Origin of the sequence: Yersinia vastinensis, assembly GCF_044905075.1 — a bacterium.
Classification (GTDB): Bacteria; Pseudomonadota; Gammaproteobacteria; order Enterobacterales; family Enterobacteriaceae; genus Yersinia; species Yersinia vastinensis.
In genome coordinates this window covers 445,504-463,109 of sequence record NZ_CP173260.1, presented here as the reverse complement: position 1 = coordinate 463,109, position 17,606 = coordinate 445,504, and the positions used below count along the sequence as shown (strand labels likewise).

Here is a 17,606-nt window from a genome sequence, read left to right as displayed (position 1 = left end):
CTCTAAGGATACTGTGTTATGACCTACTGTGTGGCCATGCGACTGTCGTCCGGGTTAGTGTTTGCTTCAGATTCCCGGACCAATGCCGGAGTGGATCATATTTCCACATTCCGAAAATTGCATCTCTTTCAGCAGGATGGCGAACGGACGCTGGTCGTGCAAAGCGCAGGTAATCTGGCCACCACACAGAGCATTATCAGTCTGCTACAGCGCCGCTGTCTGGACCCGGAACAAACGAACCTGATGAATGTACATTCACTGTACGACGCGGCTACTTTATTGGGTGAGACAGTAAGAGAAGTCATTAACCGTGACAGTGGCGCACAGCAAAACAGTGGCGGAACAGATTTTAACTGTAACCTATTGTTAGGTGGTCAGATTAAAGGCGAAGGCTCGCGGCTATTTCATATTTACCCACAAGGTAATTTCATTGAAGCCACACAGGATACGCCCTATTTTCAGATTGGCGAAAGCAAGTATGGTAAGCCAATTATTGATCGCGTATTGGGCTACGATACCCCCTTGGATCAAGCGATGCAGTGCGCGTTGATCTCAATGGATTCGACCTTACGTAGTAATTTGTCGGTCGGGTTACCACTGGATGTGATGATCTACCCAATCAACAGTTTCAGCACCGATCAACAGTATCGGATCACCGAAGATCACCCTTATTTTATGATGATCCGCAAAGGCTGGGGTGAAGGTCTGATCAGTATCTTTTCCCAGCTACCCGCATTGAAACTGGGGGCGTGATTTGGGGCAAGACCACAAGAGTTTAGTGATGGTAATCAAGTTCGGTTGTTAAAGCATTTCTGTTTACTTAACTTCGCGAGCCACAACCGGTCAAGAGTGTGTGAGCGCACACACCCTTGACAACCCCGCGCTTACGCACATATCGCGAGCTCACTTGGTGGGTAACCCTCGACTCATCGTTTCGCTGACGGACCGGCCCGATTAGCCCGCAAAGAAAGCAAATCCCACATCAATCGAAACCTGATCTGAATTAAACGGAATTAATCGCGAACCCAATAAATCCCCTCATAGGCCCGCAGTGTCATTTCTTGTGGCTGGAAAGCGCTTTCACCATAGCTGCTCATCAACAATTGCCAGCAACCATCCCGTTCAATTCCCTCAGGTGACCATTGTTGCGGTTCGCCACTCAAATTCGCTACCACCAGTAACTGCTTATCTTGCCAACGGCGTAAATAGCACCATAAATCAGGATGTTGCGGACAGAGATCCTGATAGTCACCCAAAGTGAATACATCATGTTGTTTGCGCAGGGCGATGAGATATTGATAGGCATAAAACACGGAGTCGGCATCTGCCAGCGCGGCATCAACGTTAATCTCACCATAATTACTGCAAGGTTCAATCCACGGTGTTCCTTGGCTAAATCCCGCATTGCGGCTGTGATCCCACTGCATTGGTGTGCGGCCATTATCGCGTGATTTCGTTGCCAAAATGGTGAGTAACTCATCAGCATCACGCCCTTCTGCACTCAACTCTGCAAACATATTCAAACTTTCAACATCGCGATATTGATCAATAGAGCTGAAGTTTGGATTGGTCATCCCAATCTCTTCGCCTTGATAAATATAGGGCGTGCCCTGCATACCGTGCAGCACCATTGCCAGCATCTTGGCCGCAGGCAAGCGCAATCCCCCCTCGTCACCAAAACGCGACACAATGCGCGGCTGGTCATGATTACACCAGAACAACGCATTCCAGGCACGGTTATGCATACCTTGCTGCCACTGGTTAAAAATTTGCTTTAACTCAACACGATCTGGTGGCATCAATGACCACTTTTCGCCATTGAGATAGTCCACTTTCAAATGATGAAAATTAAAGGTCATTGACAGTTCATCGCCCCCTAATGCGGCATAACGCTGACAATGTTCAAGACGGGTAGAGGACATTTCGCCCACCGTCATCAGGCCACGCGGCTGAAACACATCGCGGCTCATTTCTTGTAGAAATTCGTGGATACGTGGGCCATCGGTATAGAACCGGCGGCCATCGCCTTCAAAATCATCGGGGAAATCCTGCTGTTTAGAGACCAGATTTATCACATCCAACCGCAGGCCATCCACACCGATATCCGCCCAAAATTCACACACTTTTTTCAGTTCATCACGTACCGGCTGATGCTCCCAGTTCAGGTCAGCCTGCTCGGTGGCGAATAAATGCAGATAATACTGACCACTGGCGGCGTGCCATTGCCAAGCATTACCGCCAAATTTAGAGCGCCAATTATTAGGTAAATTATCACCCTTGCCATCGCGCCAAATGTAGAACTGGCGATAAGGGCTGCTGCTATCTTGCGATGCTTTAAACCAAGCATGTTCAGTGGATGTATGGTTGAACACCATATCCATCACGATACGAATGCCACGTTGATGAGCTTGTGCCACCAAGTGTTTAAAATCATCCAAAGTGCCATAAGCGGGATCAATAGCACAGTAGTCCGCCACGTCGTAGCCGTTATCCACTTGTGGCGAGACATAAACCGGCGTCAACCAAATCGCATCAACACCCAGCTTTTGCAGATAATCTAGCCGTAGCGTCACCCCCGCCAAGTCACCGTAGCCATTGCCGGTAGTGTCCTGAAAACTCTTCGGGTAAATCTGATAAATGACGCCGTTTTGCCACCAAGGGATAGGATTATTCATAGCTGACTCTTTTTTGTAGAGAAACCGAAAGAATTGAAAAATAAAGCCGCCAGGCACTCGTCGCTGGCGGCGGTTATAGCTTAGACCGGCAGTTCACCGCGACTGTCTTTACGTTTATAAACCAAGATGGTCAGCACCAGTGGCACCACAATGGCCACTAACATTGCCACGGCATAAATCGCCCAGAACTGGGGTTTGATGGACAAAATACCCGGCAGGCCCCCGACACCAATTCCGTTCGCCATCACGCCAGTCAACCCACAAATCAGACCTGCCAGAGCAGAACCAATCATGGCGCACAGCATCGGGAAGCGGTATTTCAAGTTAATACCGTACATGGCAGGCTCCGTCACACCGAGATAAGCCGAAATAGCGGCCGGAACGGAGATTTCACGTTCGTTAACCTTGCGGCTGATGATGATAATGCCCAGTACCGCAGACGCCTGCGCGATGTTCGACAACGCAATCAGGGGCCAAACCGGTGTCCCCCCCATGCTCTGAATCATCTGCATATCAATAGCCAGAGTGGTCTGATGCACCCCGGTAATGACTAACGGCGCATACAGGAAGCCAAACAATGCCGCCCCTATTGGCGCGAAACTGCCCGTCATCACCGCTTTCACCCCCCACGCCACACCGTCACCAATCATACGGCCAAAGGGCCCAATCAGAGTGTGAGCAAGGAATACTGCCAGCAGCAGAGAAACGACCGGCACTATCACCAAATAAAGGTAAGCGGGAATGATTTTTTTCAGATTGGTTTCAATCCAACCCAGTGCTAACCCCGCCAAAATAGAAGGAATGACCTGCGCCTGATAACCCACTTTTTCAATGGTGAACCAGCCAAAATTCCATACTTCAGGAATTTGTTGCCCCAGCAGATAGGAGTTCATTAACTGCGGCGACACCAAGGTGATACCTAATACAATCCCCAACACCGGCGTGCCACCCATTTTCTTCACGGTTGACCAACAGATAGCAACAGGCAGGTAAAAGAAGATGGCTTCGCCCAGTAACCAAAGGAAATCGTAAATGGTTTTCCATGCCGGATACATCTGCGCCAGCGTTTTACCGTCAGACATCGGAATGTCACCGATCACATTACGAAAGCCAAGGATTAACCCCCCGCTTATCAGTGCCGGTAACAGCGGGAAGAAGATCTCGGCAAAGTGAGAAATTCCGCGCTCAAACCACGTCATGTTCTGCCGTGCGGCCAGCTTGGTTTGCTCTTTATCCGCTTCATTCAAGCCAATGGTGGCAATTAATGCTTTGTAGTAATCATCGACTTCCGGCCCGATAACCACTTGAAATTGCCCGGCATTGGTAAAGCAGCCTTTGACCATTGGCAAATTTTCGATCTCTTTCGGTGATGCTTTAGAGGGGTCATTTAATACAAAACGTAGCCGGGTAATACAGTGGCTGACGGTGGCAATATTCTCTCTGCCTCCCACCAGTACGATCAATTGATCGATGTCTTGTTGTTTTACTTTGCTCATTTCAACGTACCTTTCGTAAAGGTGGGATAGCGTGCTGAGTTGTAAGTTTTTTTTGAAACCTGTCCAATCTTTCTTGAATGAAAAAACAAATTAGAAACAATAGCCGATTAAATATTCAGCTCATTAAAGATTAGCTATGTATTTATTTTTATGAAATGGGAACGTTCCCAACTTGAGTTGAAGATCACAATTTGACAATTTTATGTACGTTTTTTCATCACAGAAACGGCAGCGCTGCTCATCGACGCCCCCATCATTTAGGATGAGGCATCAGTTACATCACGCTTAGAAAGGGGAACTAGGCAAGCTGACCAGGAATGATAATTTGTTGAATTTCTTTATTATTATTGAGCTGTCCTAGCAACTGTTGCGCCGCTTGGACTCCGGCACTGCCATACCCCAGCTCAACGGAAAGACTATTGGGGAACAAAAAATGCAGCAGTGGTGTATTACCGATGCCGCAGACCTGAATATGTTGCTGCCCTTGCTGCTGCAAATACTTGCTTACCCCCAGAGCGATGGTGTCGGAGGCACAGACTATCGCCGAGGTATCTGGTTTTATCACTTGCGGTGCAAGCTGAAACCCACTTTGATAGCTCAACTCACCCAGCGCGACTGTCGGTATCAGGCCGTGTTTCTGGCTGTAATCAAGATAAGATTGGTGACGGCGTAGGCCGGTCGTGGCATCGGTTGGTTGCACACCGATATAGCTGATATGGCGATGCCCGGCCTGACGCAGCTTATCCATCAATAAGCGCACAGCTCCTTCATCATCATAACAAACCGAAGAGAAACCCGTATATTCTCGCGCTAACACCACCATTTTTTCCTGCCACGGTGAAAGCATTTCAGCAGTTAACCCGGTGAAACCAAACAGAATCACACCATCGACATGACGCTGTTGCAGAATATGCAGATGTTCACTGACCAGAGCGGGATCAAACTGGCTCTCCATCAAGATAGGATCGTAACCTTGCTGGTAGAACAGCGGCAACATGGTGCGTACCGCCTGATTTTCAGACGGAGAATCCAAGCGGGAGACGATAATCCCCACCACTTTATCGCTCTGCCCTCGCATCGCACGAGCGGATTTCGACGGGGTAAACCCATGCTGGCGAATAACCGCCTCGACCCGCTCACGCGTCTGCGGGCTGACACTTCCTTCGTTATTCAGTACCCGCGAAACCGTGGATTTTCCAACTCCACTCATGCGGGCAATATCCTTAATGGTCAAACGGTTTTGCATGGTTTACCTAATGTTTAGGTTCAAATACATATAATAAACTGATTATTTATATTTGCGGAAGTTGTGAGTTCTGGGAAGTCTTGCATGTGCAGAATCAGACCCAGCGCATGATATCCCCATGACCAGCAACATATTGTTACCCTAACGGATGATATTGCCGTCAGGGTGATTTCTGTCGTGGTCACTATAGTAATGCGGTTTATAGTTTGTATAGCTGTTTGAGTGTTTTAGCCTCAAACAAATTGTTTTTCACTTACCGGAGGTTAATGACCCAGTGGACCCTGTTCCCATAACCGACACCCTTTGGGTGGACCGGTAAGGTTATTCCCCGTCTGACGTGGTTGCCTTATCGGATAACAATCTGATAGGCAGTCACCCGCACGTTCCTCGCGTTGGTTTCTGCTGATGATGTTTTTGCCATTTCTGCGGCAGGTTTGCCGTGGGCGCAACCTGAAGATCGTTCAATAAACGTTTTCAGGGCATGACAGTAAGGTTTGAACCATGCAAGTTAAAAATTTCACCCGGCAATTGCTCAATGTGTTGAGCCGTAATCTGCCTCGCCGTTTAATCCGTCGGGAAACCATGCTCGATGGGGTGACGACTGGCGTCACGGCTAAAGATATCCCGGCAGATCTGGCCCGGCAGCGTTTGCTATGCGCTAATGAAACCCCACAGCAACTTTACCAACGTTTTCAGAGCCATCCTGAAGGGCTGACAGAACAGGAAGCCGAGACGATTCGCCAGCGCAGTGGCAGTAATCTGATTGAAAATCAGCAAGCTGTCAGTGGGTGGATTCATTTATGGCACTGCTACCGCAACCCGTTTAACTTACTATTGACTATTCTGGCACTGATTTCCTATGCCACCGAAGACCTCACTGCCGCGCTGGTGATTGGTGCTATGGTGCTCATCTCTACTCTGATGCATTTTATTCAGGAAGCGCGCTCCAACCGTGCTGCCGATGCTTTAAAAGCCATGGTCAGCAACACCGCCACTGTAGTTCGCAGCGATGCTCATACCGGAAAAAGCGCACATCTCGAACTGCCCATCTCTCAACTCGTCCCCGGCGACATTATCAAACTCGCGGCGGGAGACATGATCCCGGCGGATTTACGTATTCTGGTCGCCAAAGACCTGTTTATCAGCCAAGCCGCTTTGACGGGTGAATCGCTGCCGGTGGAGAAAGTCGCACAATGTCGTGAGTGTGATGAGCAAAACCCACTTGAGCGAGATACGCTGTGTTTTATGGGCACCAATGTGGTGAGTGGTTCTGCGCTGGCGATGGTCATCGGCACAGGTAACCAAACCTATTTTGGTTTGCTGGCCGAGCGCGTAACTCATCAGGATGAACAACCAAATGCTTTTCAAAGTGGTATCAGTAAAGTTAGTTGGTTGTTGATTCGCTTTATGCTGGTCATGACACCAATTGTGTTATTGATCAACGGGTTTACTAAAGGTGACTGGTGGGAAGCGGCACTCTTCGCGCTCTCTGTCGCTGTGGGTTTAACCCCGGAAATGCTGCCAATGATTGTCACATCGACATTGGCAAAAGGGGCAGTCAAGCTGTCGAAACAAAAGGTTATCGTCAAGCGGCTGGATGCTATCCAAAACTTTGGTGCGATGGATGTACTGTGCACCGATAAGACCGGCACACTGACACAAGACAAGATTGTGTTGGAGAGCCATACCGATGTGTTTGGTGCCAACTGCGAGCGCGTGCTGCGCTATGCTTGGCTTAACAGTTACTACCAAACCGGACTAAAAAATCTGCTGGATGTGGCGGTACTTTCCTCCATGACGGACTCCGCTCTGGCTGAATCTCAGTCCGCTGATACATTGGCGGGTTACCGTAAAATCGATGAAATTCCCTTCGATTTTGAGCGCCGCCGCATGTCGGTCGTCGTCAGCGACAAATCGGATTATCACGAGCTTATCTGTAAAGGCGCACTGGAAGAGATGCTGTCTATTTGTCGCCATGTCCGCCAAGGAGATGACGTTATTCCAATGACGGAGGCATTGATGGCCCGTATCCGTCGTATTACGGATGAGCAAAATCAGCAAGGGTTACGCGTAGTCGCCGTCGCCACACGTATTTTGCCTGCTTATCAGCGAAATTATGCTGTTATTGATGAATATGACCTCATTCTTGAAGGATATATCGCTTTCCTCGACCCACCGAAAGAGAGCACAGCTCCCGCGCTTTTGGCATTGAAGAACAATGGCGTTAACGTCAAAATCCTGACGGGTGACAATGAGTTAGTGGCACGTAAAGTCTGTAAAGATGTTGGGCTGTCTGTCGAGCAAGTCTTGCGGGGCAGTGACATTGAACAGATGACTGAAGCAGAGCTAACCGAAGCTACTCGCACCACGACCGTGTTCGCCAAGTTGACACCGATGCACAAAGAACGCATCGTGCAAAACATGCGAGAAGCGGGTCATGTAGTCGGTTTTATGGGGGATGGCATCAACGATGCCCCAGCACTGCGAGCGGCTGATATTGGCATTTCTGTCGATTCAGCGGTGGATATCGCCAAAGAAGCTGCCGATATTATTTTATTGGAAAAAAGCCTGATGGTACTGGAACAAGGGGTCATTGAGGGCCGCCGTACCTTTGCCAACATGCTGAAATACATCAAAATGACCGCCAGTTCTAACTTTGGTAATGTCTTTAGCGTACTGATTGCCAGCGCATTTTTACCCTTCCTGCCGATGCTACCACTGCATCTGTTGATCCAGAATTTGCTGTACGATATTTCTCAGATTGCTATCCCATTTGATAATGTCGATGAAGATCAACTGACTAAGCCACAACGTTGGAACGCCGGAGATCTGGGGCGTTTTATGGTGTTCTTTGGCCCGATAAGTTCCATTTTTGATGTTTTAACGTTCTGTTTGATGTGGTGGGTATTTAAGGCTAACACGCCAGAAATGCAGACGTTATTCCAATCTGGTTGGTTCATTGAGGGGCTGCTATCACAGACCTTGATTGTGCATATGATTCGTACCCGCAAGATTCCATTTATCCAAAGCCGCGCCTCATGGCCATTGTGTCTGATGACCTTAGCCGTCGTTATCGTTGGTATCGGGCTGACCTTCTCACCACTGGCCGGGTTCTTACAATTACAAGCGCTACCACTTTCTTACTTCCCATGGTTGATTGTGATTTTGACAGGATACATGGTGACGACACAGCTAGTGAAAGGGTGGTTTGTCAGGAGATATGGATGGCAGTGATTTGAGTTTTATTTCAAATTTACAGGGAGAGATTCAGTTCAGTTATCTGGTTCGGTTGACATAAGATTAGCGACGGCCTCTCCTCCGATACCTCAACCGCCAAAGGGGTCACAAGCGCGTGACCCCTTGTGGAATCCCCGCGCTTGCGCACGCATCGCTAGCCCACTTCGTGGGTGACCCTCGACTCATCGTTTCGTTGATGGACCGCCGTGATTCGCTCCTGCTCAAACACGGCTCGTTCGGTATCCATTGTCAACCGAACCCATCACCATAAAAAAAAACAAAAACCTAAATGCGACTCAAACAATCAATCGCAATAGCCTTAAAACTATCAAAATGTTGACTGCTCAATAAACGGCTCATAGAGCGCTCGCGCACAAAGGTCACGAACAAATCATAAATGGCCATCGCTTCTTCATAATCGGTTTTACTGATAGCCAGCAAGAAAATAACATGGGCTACCTCACCGTCACCCCAAGCGATTCCATTAGGTGCCAGTAAAGTGACGACCACCGTTTTCTTGGCTAATAGACCCAGTGAATGCGGCAGCGCGATCCCCTCACCCAGCATAGTGGAGACAATCGCCTCGCGCTCCACCACTGACGGGTAGAAATCCGCATCGACAAACCCCTCTTCTTCTAACTGAGTACACACTTTCTTGAACAACTGCTCTTGAGTCATCGGTTGGTCGATAATCATAAAGTGATTGCTATCAAAAAACTTTTCCAGCATGTAAGGCCGCGTGCGATCCACCAAGACCAGCTTACCCAATTGCTCCAACTGATATTCCGTCGGGAAGGGTGACATCACCACCACTGGCTTATTTTTTTCCGCTAATCGCGAATTAGAAATAATGAAATCTTCGTCGATATGCTCAAGATTTTCGTAATCACGCAGGGAAATTGTCTGTGTCATCACGATCTGTGGATACTTACGAGAAATTTGCGCCTGAATCATACGAGTAGTGGAATTGCCCGTGTCACACACCAGCATCACCTGTGGATGGCGTTGATAACCGATATTATAATGGCGCTCCAACCCAACCCCAATATGCAGCACCAAATAGCCAATTTCGTTTTCACTCAAGCTATAAGGAGTGTATTTTCCCCAACTGGAAACCGCGGCCAATGTCACATCATAGGCCATGGGATAATGCTGTTTAATATTAGATAACAGTGGGTTAGGAATCGTAATCTGATATTTCACCCGAGTTATCATGGTCTTGATATGGGTCAGCAAATCAATCCGCAGCTGCTTATCACTCTGCAAATTATAGTTATAGTGAGCATTGATATACGAGAGGATGTAGTCCACTAGCGTCTCTTCGTCATCAGCATTGATTTCACTAGGCCGACTGGTGCTAGGCTGACTGGCCTGAACCCGACGAGCCGCAATATTCACACGAAGATAAGCCTCTTCTGCTGCTGAAATATCTTTACCTGATAACAACTTAAGCTCATTTGCTAAACGGCCTGAGGCCAACTTCACCGCCTCATCCACATCTTCTGCATCAAAATCAGATAATGGATAACCATCAGTGATGCGTTTTATTGCCACTGCGCAGTAGAAAATCAGGTATTGCTCTCCCTCATCAGTCAACCGCACCGCATATTGCGCTAATAATTCATGCAGCAACCCCGTCAATTCCGGCATGGTTTGGATGCTAAGAAACTCATTCTTTAATAATGGGTTATCGGCATCCTGCAATTGTAACTGGAACAATAAATCCGTCAGACAAGTACGGATAGCCAGTTCTGTACCAAACAATTTCATGCCATAACGGGGTTTGGTTTCAATCGTCAGATGATAGCGATTTAGCCTTTCTCTCACCTCAGCCATATCATTTTGCAATGTGCCACGGCTAACAAACCATTCGTCAGCTAAATCTTCCAGCTTTAATGAAAAGGCAGAGGTCAGAAAACGGATTAATAGATAGTGCACCCGCTCATTGGCAGTACGCGGGGTTAGGTGCATTTTACGATTTTGTTGCTGTAGAGCACGAAAGCGCTCGGCATCATCAATCATCAGTCGATAACCAAAGCCACGGTTATGTATAAAATGCGCACCATAATGCTCAAGAATCTCATTCAACGCCGTAATATCTGCCCGTACTGTACGTGTCGAGACCGCAAAACGTTTCGCCAACTCCTCCTGAGGTAGCGTTTCCGATTGCAGCGCATCGAACATATAGGCCAGACGTTGATAGGGAAATCTCACTGCTCCACTCCGTTATTTAGAAGATAGTTATCGAGGCATTCCCCGCCAGCATTGCCGACGGGGCGTGCTCCTCGCATCACTTTTTCTGTGCTGAAGGTACAAACACCATTTGTGATGGGCTGCCAACCGCGGTATAGCCGGGTACAAAGGTCAATTTGCCACTTTGCGGATCAACTTTAAAGCGAGTTATGTTATCGCTGCGTTGATTCATGGCATACAGGTAATGACCTGTCGGATCAAGTACCAACGTGCGCGGATAATCTCCCCGCGTCCAGACATCTTCCACAGGCTTAAATTTGCCATCGGCTGTCACAGCAAACTGGCCAATACTGTTATGCAGACGGTTTGCTACGTACAGAAATTTTCCGTCCTTTGAGAGCGTCAAACCCGCAGCGAAGCTCGTGCCACGATAATCTGCCGGTAACGACGACAAGGTATTTAGCGGTTTCAACGTGCCTTTCTGCAAGTCCAACTCATAACTGGTCAAGGTTGAGGCTTCTTCGTTGATTAAGAATAGCGTCTTGCCGTTAGGATGGAATACAAAATGACGTGGGCCTGCTCCCGCAGAGGATGCACTGATGTAGGGGGGATCATTAGGTATCAACTTGCCATTGTCTGCATCAAAGCGGTATTGATAAATTCGATCCAACCCCAAATCAGTAGAAAATACAAATTTACCGCTCGGATCACTGGCAATCATATGTGCATGTGGCCCATTGTGATCACTAATAGCAAAGCTCCCCTCCACTGCGGCCGCCGGTTTAGCCGCGCCCGCGGGGCCTTCATCTTGCTGTACCGAACTGGCATCAGAAAGTTTGCCACCACTTTGCACCGGGAAAACGGCCACCGACCCACTGATATAGTTTGCCACCAGTAAATGGCTGCCAGACGGCGTCAATGAGAGGAACACTGGCCCCGCGCCTTGAGAGTCCACCTGATTTATCAGCGTCAAATTGCCGTCAGCAGAGTTAATGCTGTATGCCGCAATCGCCCCATGTTTACCGCCGTTGTAATCAGCCACTTCGCTGGCGACATACAGCGTTTTACCCTGAGCATCCACCACTAATTGTGCTGGATTAGCCAGTGAACTGACCAAGGTTTTCTCCGTCAACTCACCGGTCTTGGCATCGACTTGTAGGCGATAAACGCCTTCACCGTTCGGATGATAGGTGCCGACATAAGCGAATGATTTATCGGCCATCTGTTCGGCATGCGCCAGCGGGTTTATCAACGTGACCATCGCCAGTGCGATGCCCGCTGACAGGCTTTTTACTGCGGAATGTGTTGGGTTAGGCATATTATTTTTCTCACAGGGAATGGCTATCAGAGGGTATGGAGAGCTATCCAACCTAACATCCAGACTCACAGGTAAAATAGTGCGACACATACCGTTTACCGTCAGGGCATACAGAGCATGGCCCTGACGATGCTTTCACACTTATTTCAATTTATAGTCAATAAATCAGCCAGTTACGGTAAAACCCTCTTCATGATATCCAGTAAAGTGTTCACATCTTCTGGGCGCGTATTACCACTCTGACTATCAATGATTGAGCTATAAATATGCGGAATAATTTTTGTTACACCCGCATCCAACGCGATTTGCAGGATTTCCTCGAAATTCTCCAGATCAATGCCACCAGTGGGTTCCAGCCAGAAACCGGTAGCAGCGCACGCCTCCGCGACACAACGGTATTCTTCGATAGAATCCAGTCCATTCATCGGGAAGAATTTCACCGAGCTGCCGCCCATGTCTTTCAACATGGCAATGGCAGTAGTGACTGGGACAATCGCATCTTCTTGTTGTGAACTGAGCGGGCCGGTCGAAATTTTCACATATCCCACTGTGCCGGTAGGTGAAATCAAGCCGTTGACGACGGTATCTTTTTGGCCCAGCAAGGCACGACTGGTACCAACACCAGTAAATACCTGATTCACATGCTGTGGCTGAACCTGCTGCGAAATCTGGCTGACCATCGCCGATTGCTTCGGACAACCGGCACCCAGCCCGACGGACAGCGCATTATCGATAAGTGCGGCGTACTCACGCATGTCTTTGACTGCACTGTCGACATCCGGATAATTTTTCGATAATACGCCCACCAGCACATGGCCTTCCGCGGCCTGATAAATCTCTTTCGCATTCTCTTTTGAACCGGCCAGCACATTCAGGCATACCCGGTCACGATAATAATTTGGCGTTAATTTCATGACTTAGGCTCCCTGAACCAAACGGTTAATGCAGGTATAAATGGTTTCAAGCTGTGATGACGTCACACTGCGTACATCGACTTCAATCTTGCCTTCGTTGGCTTTATAAGCGCGGAAATAAATCGCAATATCGCCATTTTTAAGTGCATCGACCAAATCGGGTGTCGAACGGCCAATTTTAGCTTCATCAAAACTGATTTCAGTGCGAGCAATATCGCGCCCAGCCGCATCCCACACCACTTTGGCTGAGACACCATCAATAGTATTCAACTGGCTGATAAATGGTGTCATTTTCGCGACCATCTGTTGGCCAGTCTCTTTCTCCAGCGTCATGTAGCTTTCAATGGCACGGGTCAGACCGAGAATACCCTCTTTGCCGACTTTCATGGCTCGACCAATACCGCTGGATTGCAACTTCACCCATTCAACATAAGTTTTCTTACCCAACACCAAGCCACTGGTTGGCCCTTCAATGGCCTTAGCACCGCTGTATATCACCAAATCAGCACCCATTTGGTAATAACACTGCAAGTCTTCTTCCGCCGCCGCATCAACAATTAATGGCAATTGATGCTTGCGAGCAATGACGACGGCCTGCTCAACAGAGAGAATGCTTTTTTGTACACAATGATGGGATTTTATATACAAGATCGCCGCAGTATTTGATGTGATAGCCGCTTCCAACTGCTCAGGTAAACACTCGTTGGCATAACCGGCCTCCACCACTTTACCGCCACCCAGCGTGACCATGGTATCGACTGGTGCACCAAAGTTAACGTTATGGCCTTTCGGCAGCACAATCTCATGAGGCACGGTACGTGGGGCAGCATGCAAGTTAACCAATAAATTGGCATCGTCTTTGACGATCACTGCCGCAACTGATTGAGCAATACCGGCAGAAGCACAGGCGACAACTACCGCGCTTTCAACATTCAGTAATTTAGCAATGTAAGCGCCGGTTTTATTCACCAGATCTTTCATTTCAAAGTAATGGTTCAGGCCCAGCTCCACAGCATCAACCACATCTTGCCGTGGCGTCGAAACCCCCAGCATCGTCATACGACCTGAAGCATTAATAACCTGCTTTAACTGGTATTTTTCATAGACTGAAGACATCTTTTAACTTCCCTTCGTCAGTTAATACTAAGTCACCGGCAACAAACGCAGCCAGTGGCACCAGATATTGTTCACCGGTAACCGATTTGCCCTCTGAATCACTGAAGACTTGAGGCTGCTGTTTCAGCTCAAAAATGGTCAAGTCAGCGTCATAACCCACATCCAATACCCCTTTATGGGTCAAACGCAGGGCCTGAGCGGCATTTTCTGTCACACAACGAATAACTTGCTCAAGGCTCAAACCGATGGAGAAAAATTTGGACATGACCGTTGCAAGGCTATGTACCGGCCCATTTAGACGGTTGCGACAATAAATATCGGAGCTGATAGTGTGCGGGTAAATGCCTTGTTTGATGGCAAGTTCTGCAACATCAAAACTGAAGCTGGCACTGCCGTGGCCAACGTCAAGTCGCACACCACGTTTAAGTGCACGTTGGATAGACTCACGCAACGTCCCCGCTGGCGTCAGAATCCGATTTGGCTTGCCATTGTAGCAATGGGTAATAATGTCACCCTGTGTTAATAAGTCGGCAATTTCATCCAGATCTGGCGGGTTATTGCCAATATGCACCATAAGAGGTAACTGATTATTTTCTTGTTGAATTTCTTTAGCGCGCACCAGTGGCTTGATGCCATTTTTACCCACCACACTGCTGCTCATACGCGCTTTAATGCCAATAATAAAACCGGGGTTACGGGTAATTGCCTCACTGACCGCTTGCTTATCGATTTGCGTCATATCCGCTAATTCGTTTTGCGTCACAATGCCGGTTTTCGCAATATTCAAAAATGCGTAAACGTGGGTTTTTGCTGCCCTTGTTAAGCGGTAAAAATCATCCACATCATTGGCGCCGGTACTGCCTGCGTCAACGACCGTAGTGACACCACTGGCAACACCGACCAAATCAGCTTCATCATGATAAATCGGAGACGCTGGGTAACAGTGAACATGAGAGTCAATCCAACCAGCGCTGAGGTAATATTTCCCTGCCAAATCGATGATTTTTTTGGCTAGCTCAGAAGATGGCTGAGTCTCATTAACTGACACTATTTTTCCATCATTAATGGCAATATCGACCTGACGGCCATCAACCAACGCTGCTCGTTTGATAATAAAGTCATGCATTATCTTTATTCTCCATTAAACATCTGGGTTAACGAGACGTTATTTGCGAAAATTAGGCAGGGTAAATATCCAGATATTTGGATATTTACCCTGTAGATTAAGAAATGGCGACTGGGAAAATAGATCCTAAAATCATCGCGCCAAGGATCGCGCCACCGGTAATAGGCTTATTCCACAGATAAAACAGTAATGCGCCAGCTAAAGAGCCAATTCCAATTGGAATTGATGCCGTAATGGCTGACAAAATAATCAATGGCCCCAAGAAACGACCAGATGAATTACCTGCGCCCATCATGACATCTGCACCGTAAGTCGAATTACTTTGGTTAATCGTAAATTTACGCGCCAAAATAATCAGATAACCGATGGCTAAACCAATAATCAGGCCAGTCACCAAAGAGGCAGCAAAGTTAGCGACAGGGAATACAAATCCCGCACCCAGTAATAATGCAGGCACACCCAGACCAACCCCCGTCTGAATGGCACCACCGATATCTAAAATACCCACCAGTGAGCCTTCAATAATACGGGCAAATAAGAAACTGGCACCAAACGCAGCCACTGCGCCATAAACACCGGTATCCATTCCCGCCCGTAACATCGAAACAAAGGCCACTTCGTTAAATGCACCGATACCATAGAGATAATACATATGGGTACCAGCAAATACGCCAGAGGATAATAATCCTACAAAGATCGGAAATGACCAGTCGGCATACCAGAAATTATTCTTGGTTTGTTCATCCATCATCAAGCTCCTCTCGCTGTGTTATTTTCCGCTCAATGCGTTATGAATAGTTTCAAGCCATACTGGTGCACTCAGACTGAATGACTCCAGGAATTTCATGTCGAATCCGCGGAAGAAACCACTGAGCACGAATAACAGAACAATGACTGTCATCATGATTTTAGTTACTTTATTCCAGCCGCTTTCTTCAACACCTTTACCAATTAAAATACCCAAAACCAGACCCGGTACGGCGTTACCCATAATTAACTGTGCCAACCCACCAAAAATAGTGGCCCAGAAACCGGAACGTCGTCCTGCATCAATTGCAGCTAACCAGAAAATAACGGGCATCACGGTGTTAACCAGAATATTTGCCGCGGGGACCAATACTTTAATTGCTGTAACCTGTAATGCAGCTGGAACGGCTGATGCTGTGGTATTTAAGAAGCTGACAACAATGACACCAATAATCCCGCAGGCAATCGCCATTTTTTTCGGGTTATGCATGGTTTCCGCCACATTGCGATTTTTAATCATCAATGCTGCAGCACCCCAGTTAGGAATAATGCGGTGGTCAACGTCCTGAGTAAAAGCACCTGCGGCGACCGAAGAAGCCCAAGCGTTGAAGAAGAATCCAAGCCCAAAGGAGAAGTGCGAAGCGGGATCCCCCTCGCACGAGTTCAACTCGCCCAAGGTACGAAACGCACCCATTCCCTGTATGGTAGGCGCATGGAACATACGGGCGGCCCCAACGCCAACCCCCACGCCAACCAGTCCGCCGATAATAATCGACTTAAAAAGAATGATTAGAAACATCAGTATATCCTTTTCGCTAATCGCATTAACCTAATGTCTTGGTAATGCGGCTTCAAGAATGAAGGTTGCTCTGTTTTTATTTAGAAACGAAATCAACCTTATCTGTATTAATGATTGTCACGCTCACGGTAATATCGAGTTCAACGCTATATGTCTTTCTTTCCCGAGGCAGAAAAAAGAATAAAAACTTTTCATTTTTTACTGATAATTCTGCTTTTAATACTTTGACGTCCTGCGGTTCAATTCGCAGTAAAATATTTTGTGTCGACTTCAACACTGTATTTTGGACATGACCAAGTGCATTGGCGAAAGCTTTAGCTTTAGTATCGCCGTTGCCCTTTACCTGCACCTGGGTGGTATATTGCTCTTTCATTACGGTTGACCATATTTCTTGATATAGGCTTCCACTAATTTCTGCCCTAGCTCTTCTTTATCCATAAATCCGAAGCCCAATACCTTGCAGCCTTCGTTTATTGCTGTCACTCCTTCTTCGATTGAACGCATGCCATATTTTGCTTTGTAACCATATTTATTTTGCGCCGTAATTGCGCCTGCACCACCGCTACCACAGAATGAAATACCGAAGTCTGCCTTTTCGCTATTCATCACATCACCTAACTTCATATCTGCGGCAACACCGGGAATAACCACCACACGGCCACCAGCTAATTCAACACCTTGTCCAACTTTCTGGCCTTTTCCTAAACGGTCACCAATCACAACGGTAATTTGACTCATA

At 47.7% G+C, this 17,606-nt stretch carries 14 protein-coding genes; 2 read left to right on the top strand and 12 right to left on the bottom strand.

Annotation, left to right across the window (positions count from 1 at the left end; all coding sequences use genetic code 11):
- Positions 1-18: 18 nt before the first annotated feature.
- Positions 19-753: a proteasome-type protease gene (locus tag ACIOG0_RS02010; protein ID WP_050100616.1), complete on the top strand. Its 735-nt coding sequence runs from the start codon at positions 19-21 to the stop codon at positions 751-753.
- 260 nt (positions 754-1,013) lie between these two features.
- Here the strand turns inward: ACIOG0_RS02010 and treC are convergent, their stop codons facing one another.
- The 3 genes from treC to treR form a co-directional block, all read right to left on the bottom strand.
- On the bottom strand, positions 1,014-2,675 hold the full coding sequence (gene treC, locus ACIOG0_RS02005; protein ID WP_050140206.1) for an alpha,alpha-phosphotrehalase: 1,662 nt from the start codon (positions 2,673-2,675) through the stop codon (positions 1,014-1,016).
- Positions 2,676-2,755: 80 nt separating this feature from the next.
- Complete coding sequence (gene treB, locus ACIOG0_RS02000; RefSeq protein ID WP_050100613.1) at positions 2,756-4,171, bottom strand: PTS trehalose transporter subunit IIBC; 1,416 nt, start codon at positions 4,169-4,171, stop codon at positions 2,756-2,758.
- Positions 4,172-4,469: 298 nt separating this feature from the next.
- A complete protein-coding gene (gene treR / locus ACIOG0_RS01995) occupies positions 4,470-5,417 on the bottom strand; it encodes a trehalose operon repressor TreR (protein WP_050100611.1) in 948 nt (315 codons plus the stop codon).
- 501 nt (positions 5,418-5,918) lie between these two features.
- Here treR and mgtA point away from each other — a divergent pair.
- Positions 5,919-8,651, top strand: a complete 2,733-nt coding sequence (gene mgtA / locus ACIOG0_RS01990; protein ID WP_050100609.1) for a magnesium-translocating P-type ATPase — start codon at positions 5,919-5,921, stop codon at positions 8,649-8,651.
- Positions 8,652-8,939: 288 nt separating this feature from the next.
- Here mgtA and ACIOG0_RS01985 read toward each other — a convergent pair whose 3' ends face one another.
- The 9 genes from ACIOG0_RS01985 to ACIOG0_RS01945 form a co-directional block, all read right to left on the bottom strand.
- A complete protein-coding gene (locus ACIOG0_RS01985) occupies positions 8,940-10,868 on the bottom strand; it encodes a transcription antiterminator (protein ID WP_128451185.1) in 1,929 nt (642 codons plus the stop codon).
- Between the two features lie 76 nt (positions 10,869-10,944).
- Positions 10,945-12,165: a lactonase family protein gene (locus ACIOG0_RS01980; protein ID WP_050100758.1), complete on the bottom strand. Its 1,221-nt coding sequence runs from the start codon at positions 12,163-12,165 to the stop codon at positions 10,945-10,947.
- Positions 12,166-12,338: 173 nt separating this feature from the next.
- Positions 12,339-13,079 (bottom strand): 2-dehydro-3-deoxy-phosphogluconate aldolase, encoded by a 741-nt coding sequence (locus ACIOG0_RS01975; RefSeq protein ID WP_128451184.1) that lies wholly within the window; start codon positions 13,077-13,079, stop codon positions 12,339-12,341.
- 3 nt (positions 13,080-13,082) lie between these two features.
- Positions 13,083-14,195, bottom strand: a complete 1,113-nt coding sequence (locus tag ACIOG0_RS01970; protein WP_050295996.1) for a DgaE family pyridoxal phosphate-dependent ammonia lyase — start codon at positions 14,193-14,195, stop codon at positions 13,083-13,085.
- A complete protein-coding gene (locus ACIOG0_RS01965) occupies positions 14,179-15,321 on the bottom strand; it encodes an amidohydrolase/deacetylase family metallohydrolase (protein WP_128451183.1) in 1,143 nt (380 codons plus the stop codon). The genes ACIOG0_RS01970 and ACIOG0_RS01965 overlap by 17 nt, the downstream gene beginning before the upstream one ends.
- Before the next feature lie 97 nt (positions 15,322-15,418).
- Positions 15,419-16,069: a DUF4310 family protein gene (locus ACIOG0_RS01960; protein WP_025376851.1), complete on the bottom strand. Its 651-nt coding sequence runs from the start codon at positions 16,067-16,069 to the stop codon at positions 15,419-15,421.
- A 21-nt stretch (positions 16,070-16,090) separates the two neighbouring features.
- Positions 16,091-16,867: a DUF4311 domain-containing protein gene (locus ACIOG0_RS01955; protein ID WP_004710975.1), complete on the bottom strand. Its 777-nt coding sequence runs from the start codon at positions 16,865-16,867 to the stop codon at positions 16,091-16,093.
- A gap of 76 nt (positions 16,868-16,943) precedes the next feature.
- Complete coding sequence (locus tag ACIOG0_RS01950) at positions 16,944-17,240, bottom strand: DUF4312 family protein (RefSeq protein ID WP_050100603.1); 297 nt, start codon at positions 17,238-17,240, stop codon at positions 16,944-16,946.
- A complete protein-coding gene (locus ACIOG0_RS01945; RefSeq protein ID WP_050100601.1) occupies positions 17,240-17,605 on the bottom strand; it encodes a glycine-rich SFCGS family protein in 366 nt (121 codons plus the stop codon). The genes ACIOG0_RS01950 and ACIOG0_RS01945 overlap by 1 nt, the downstream gene beginning before the upstream one ends.
- Between the last annotated feature and the right edge of the window lies 1 nt (position 17,606).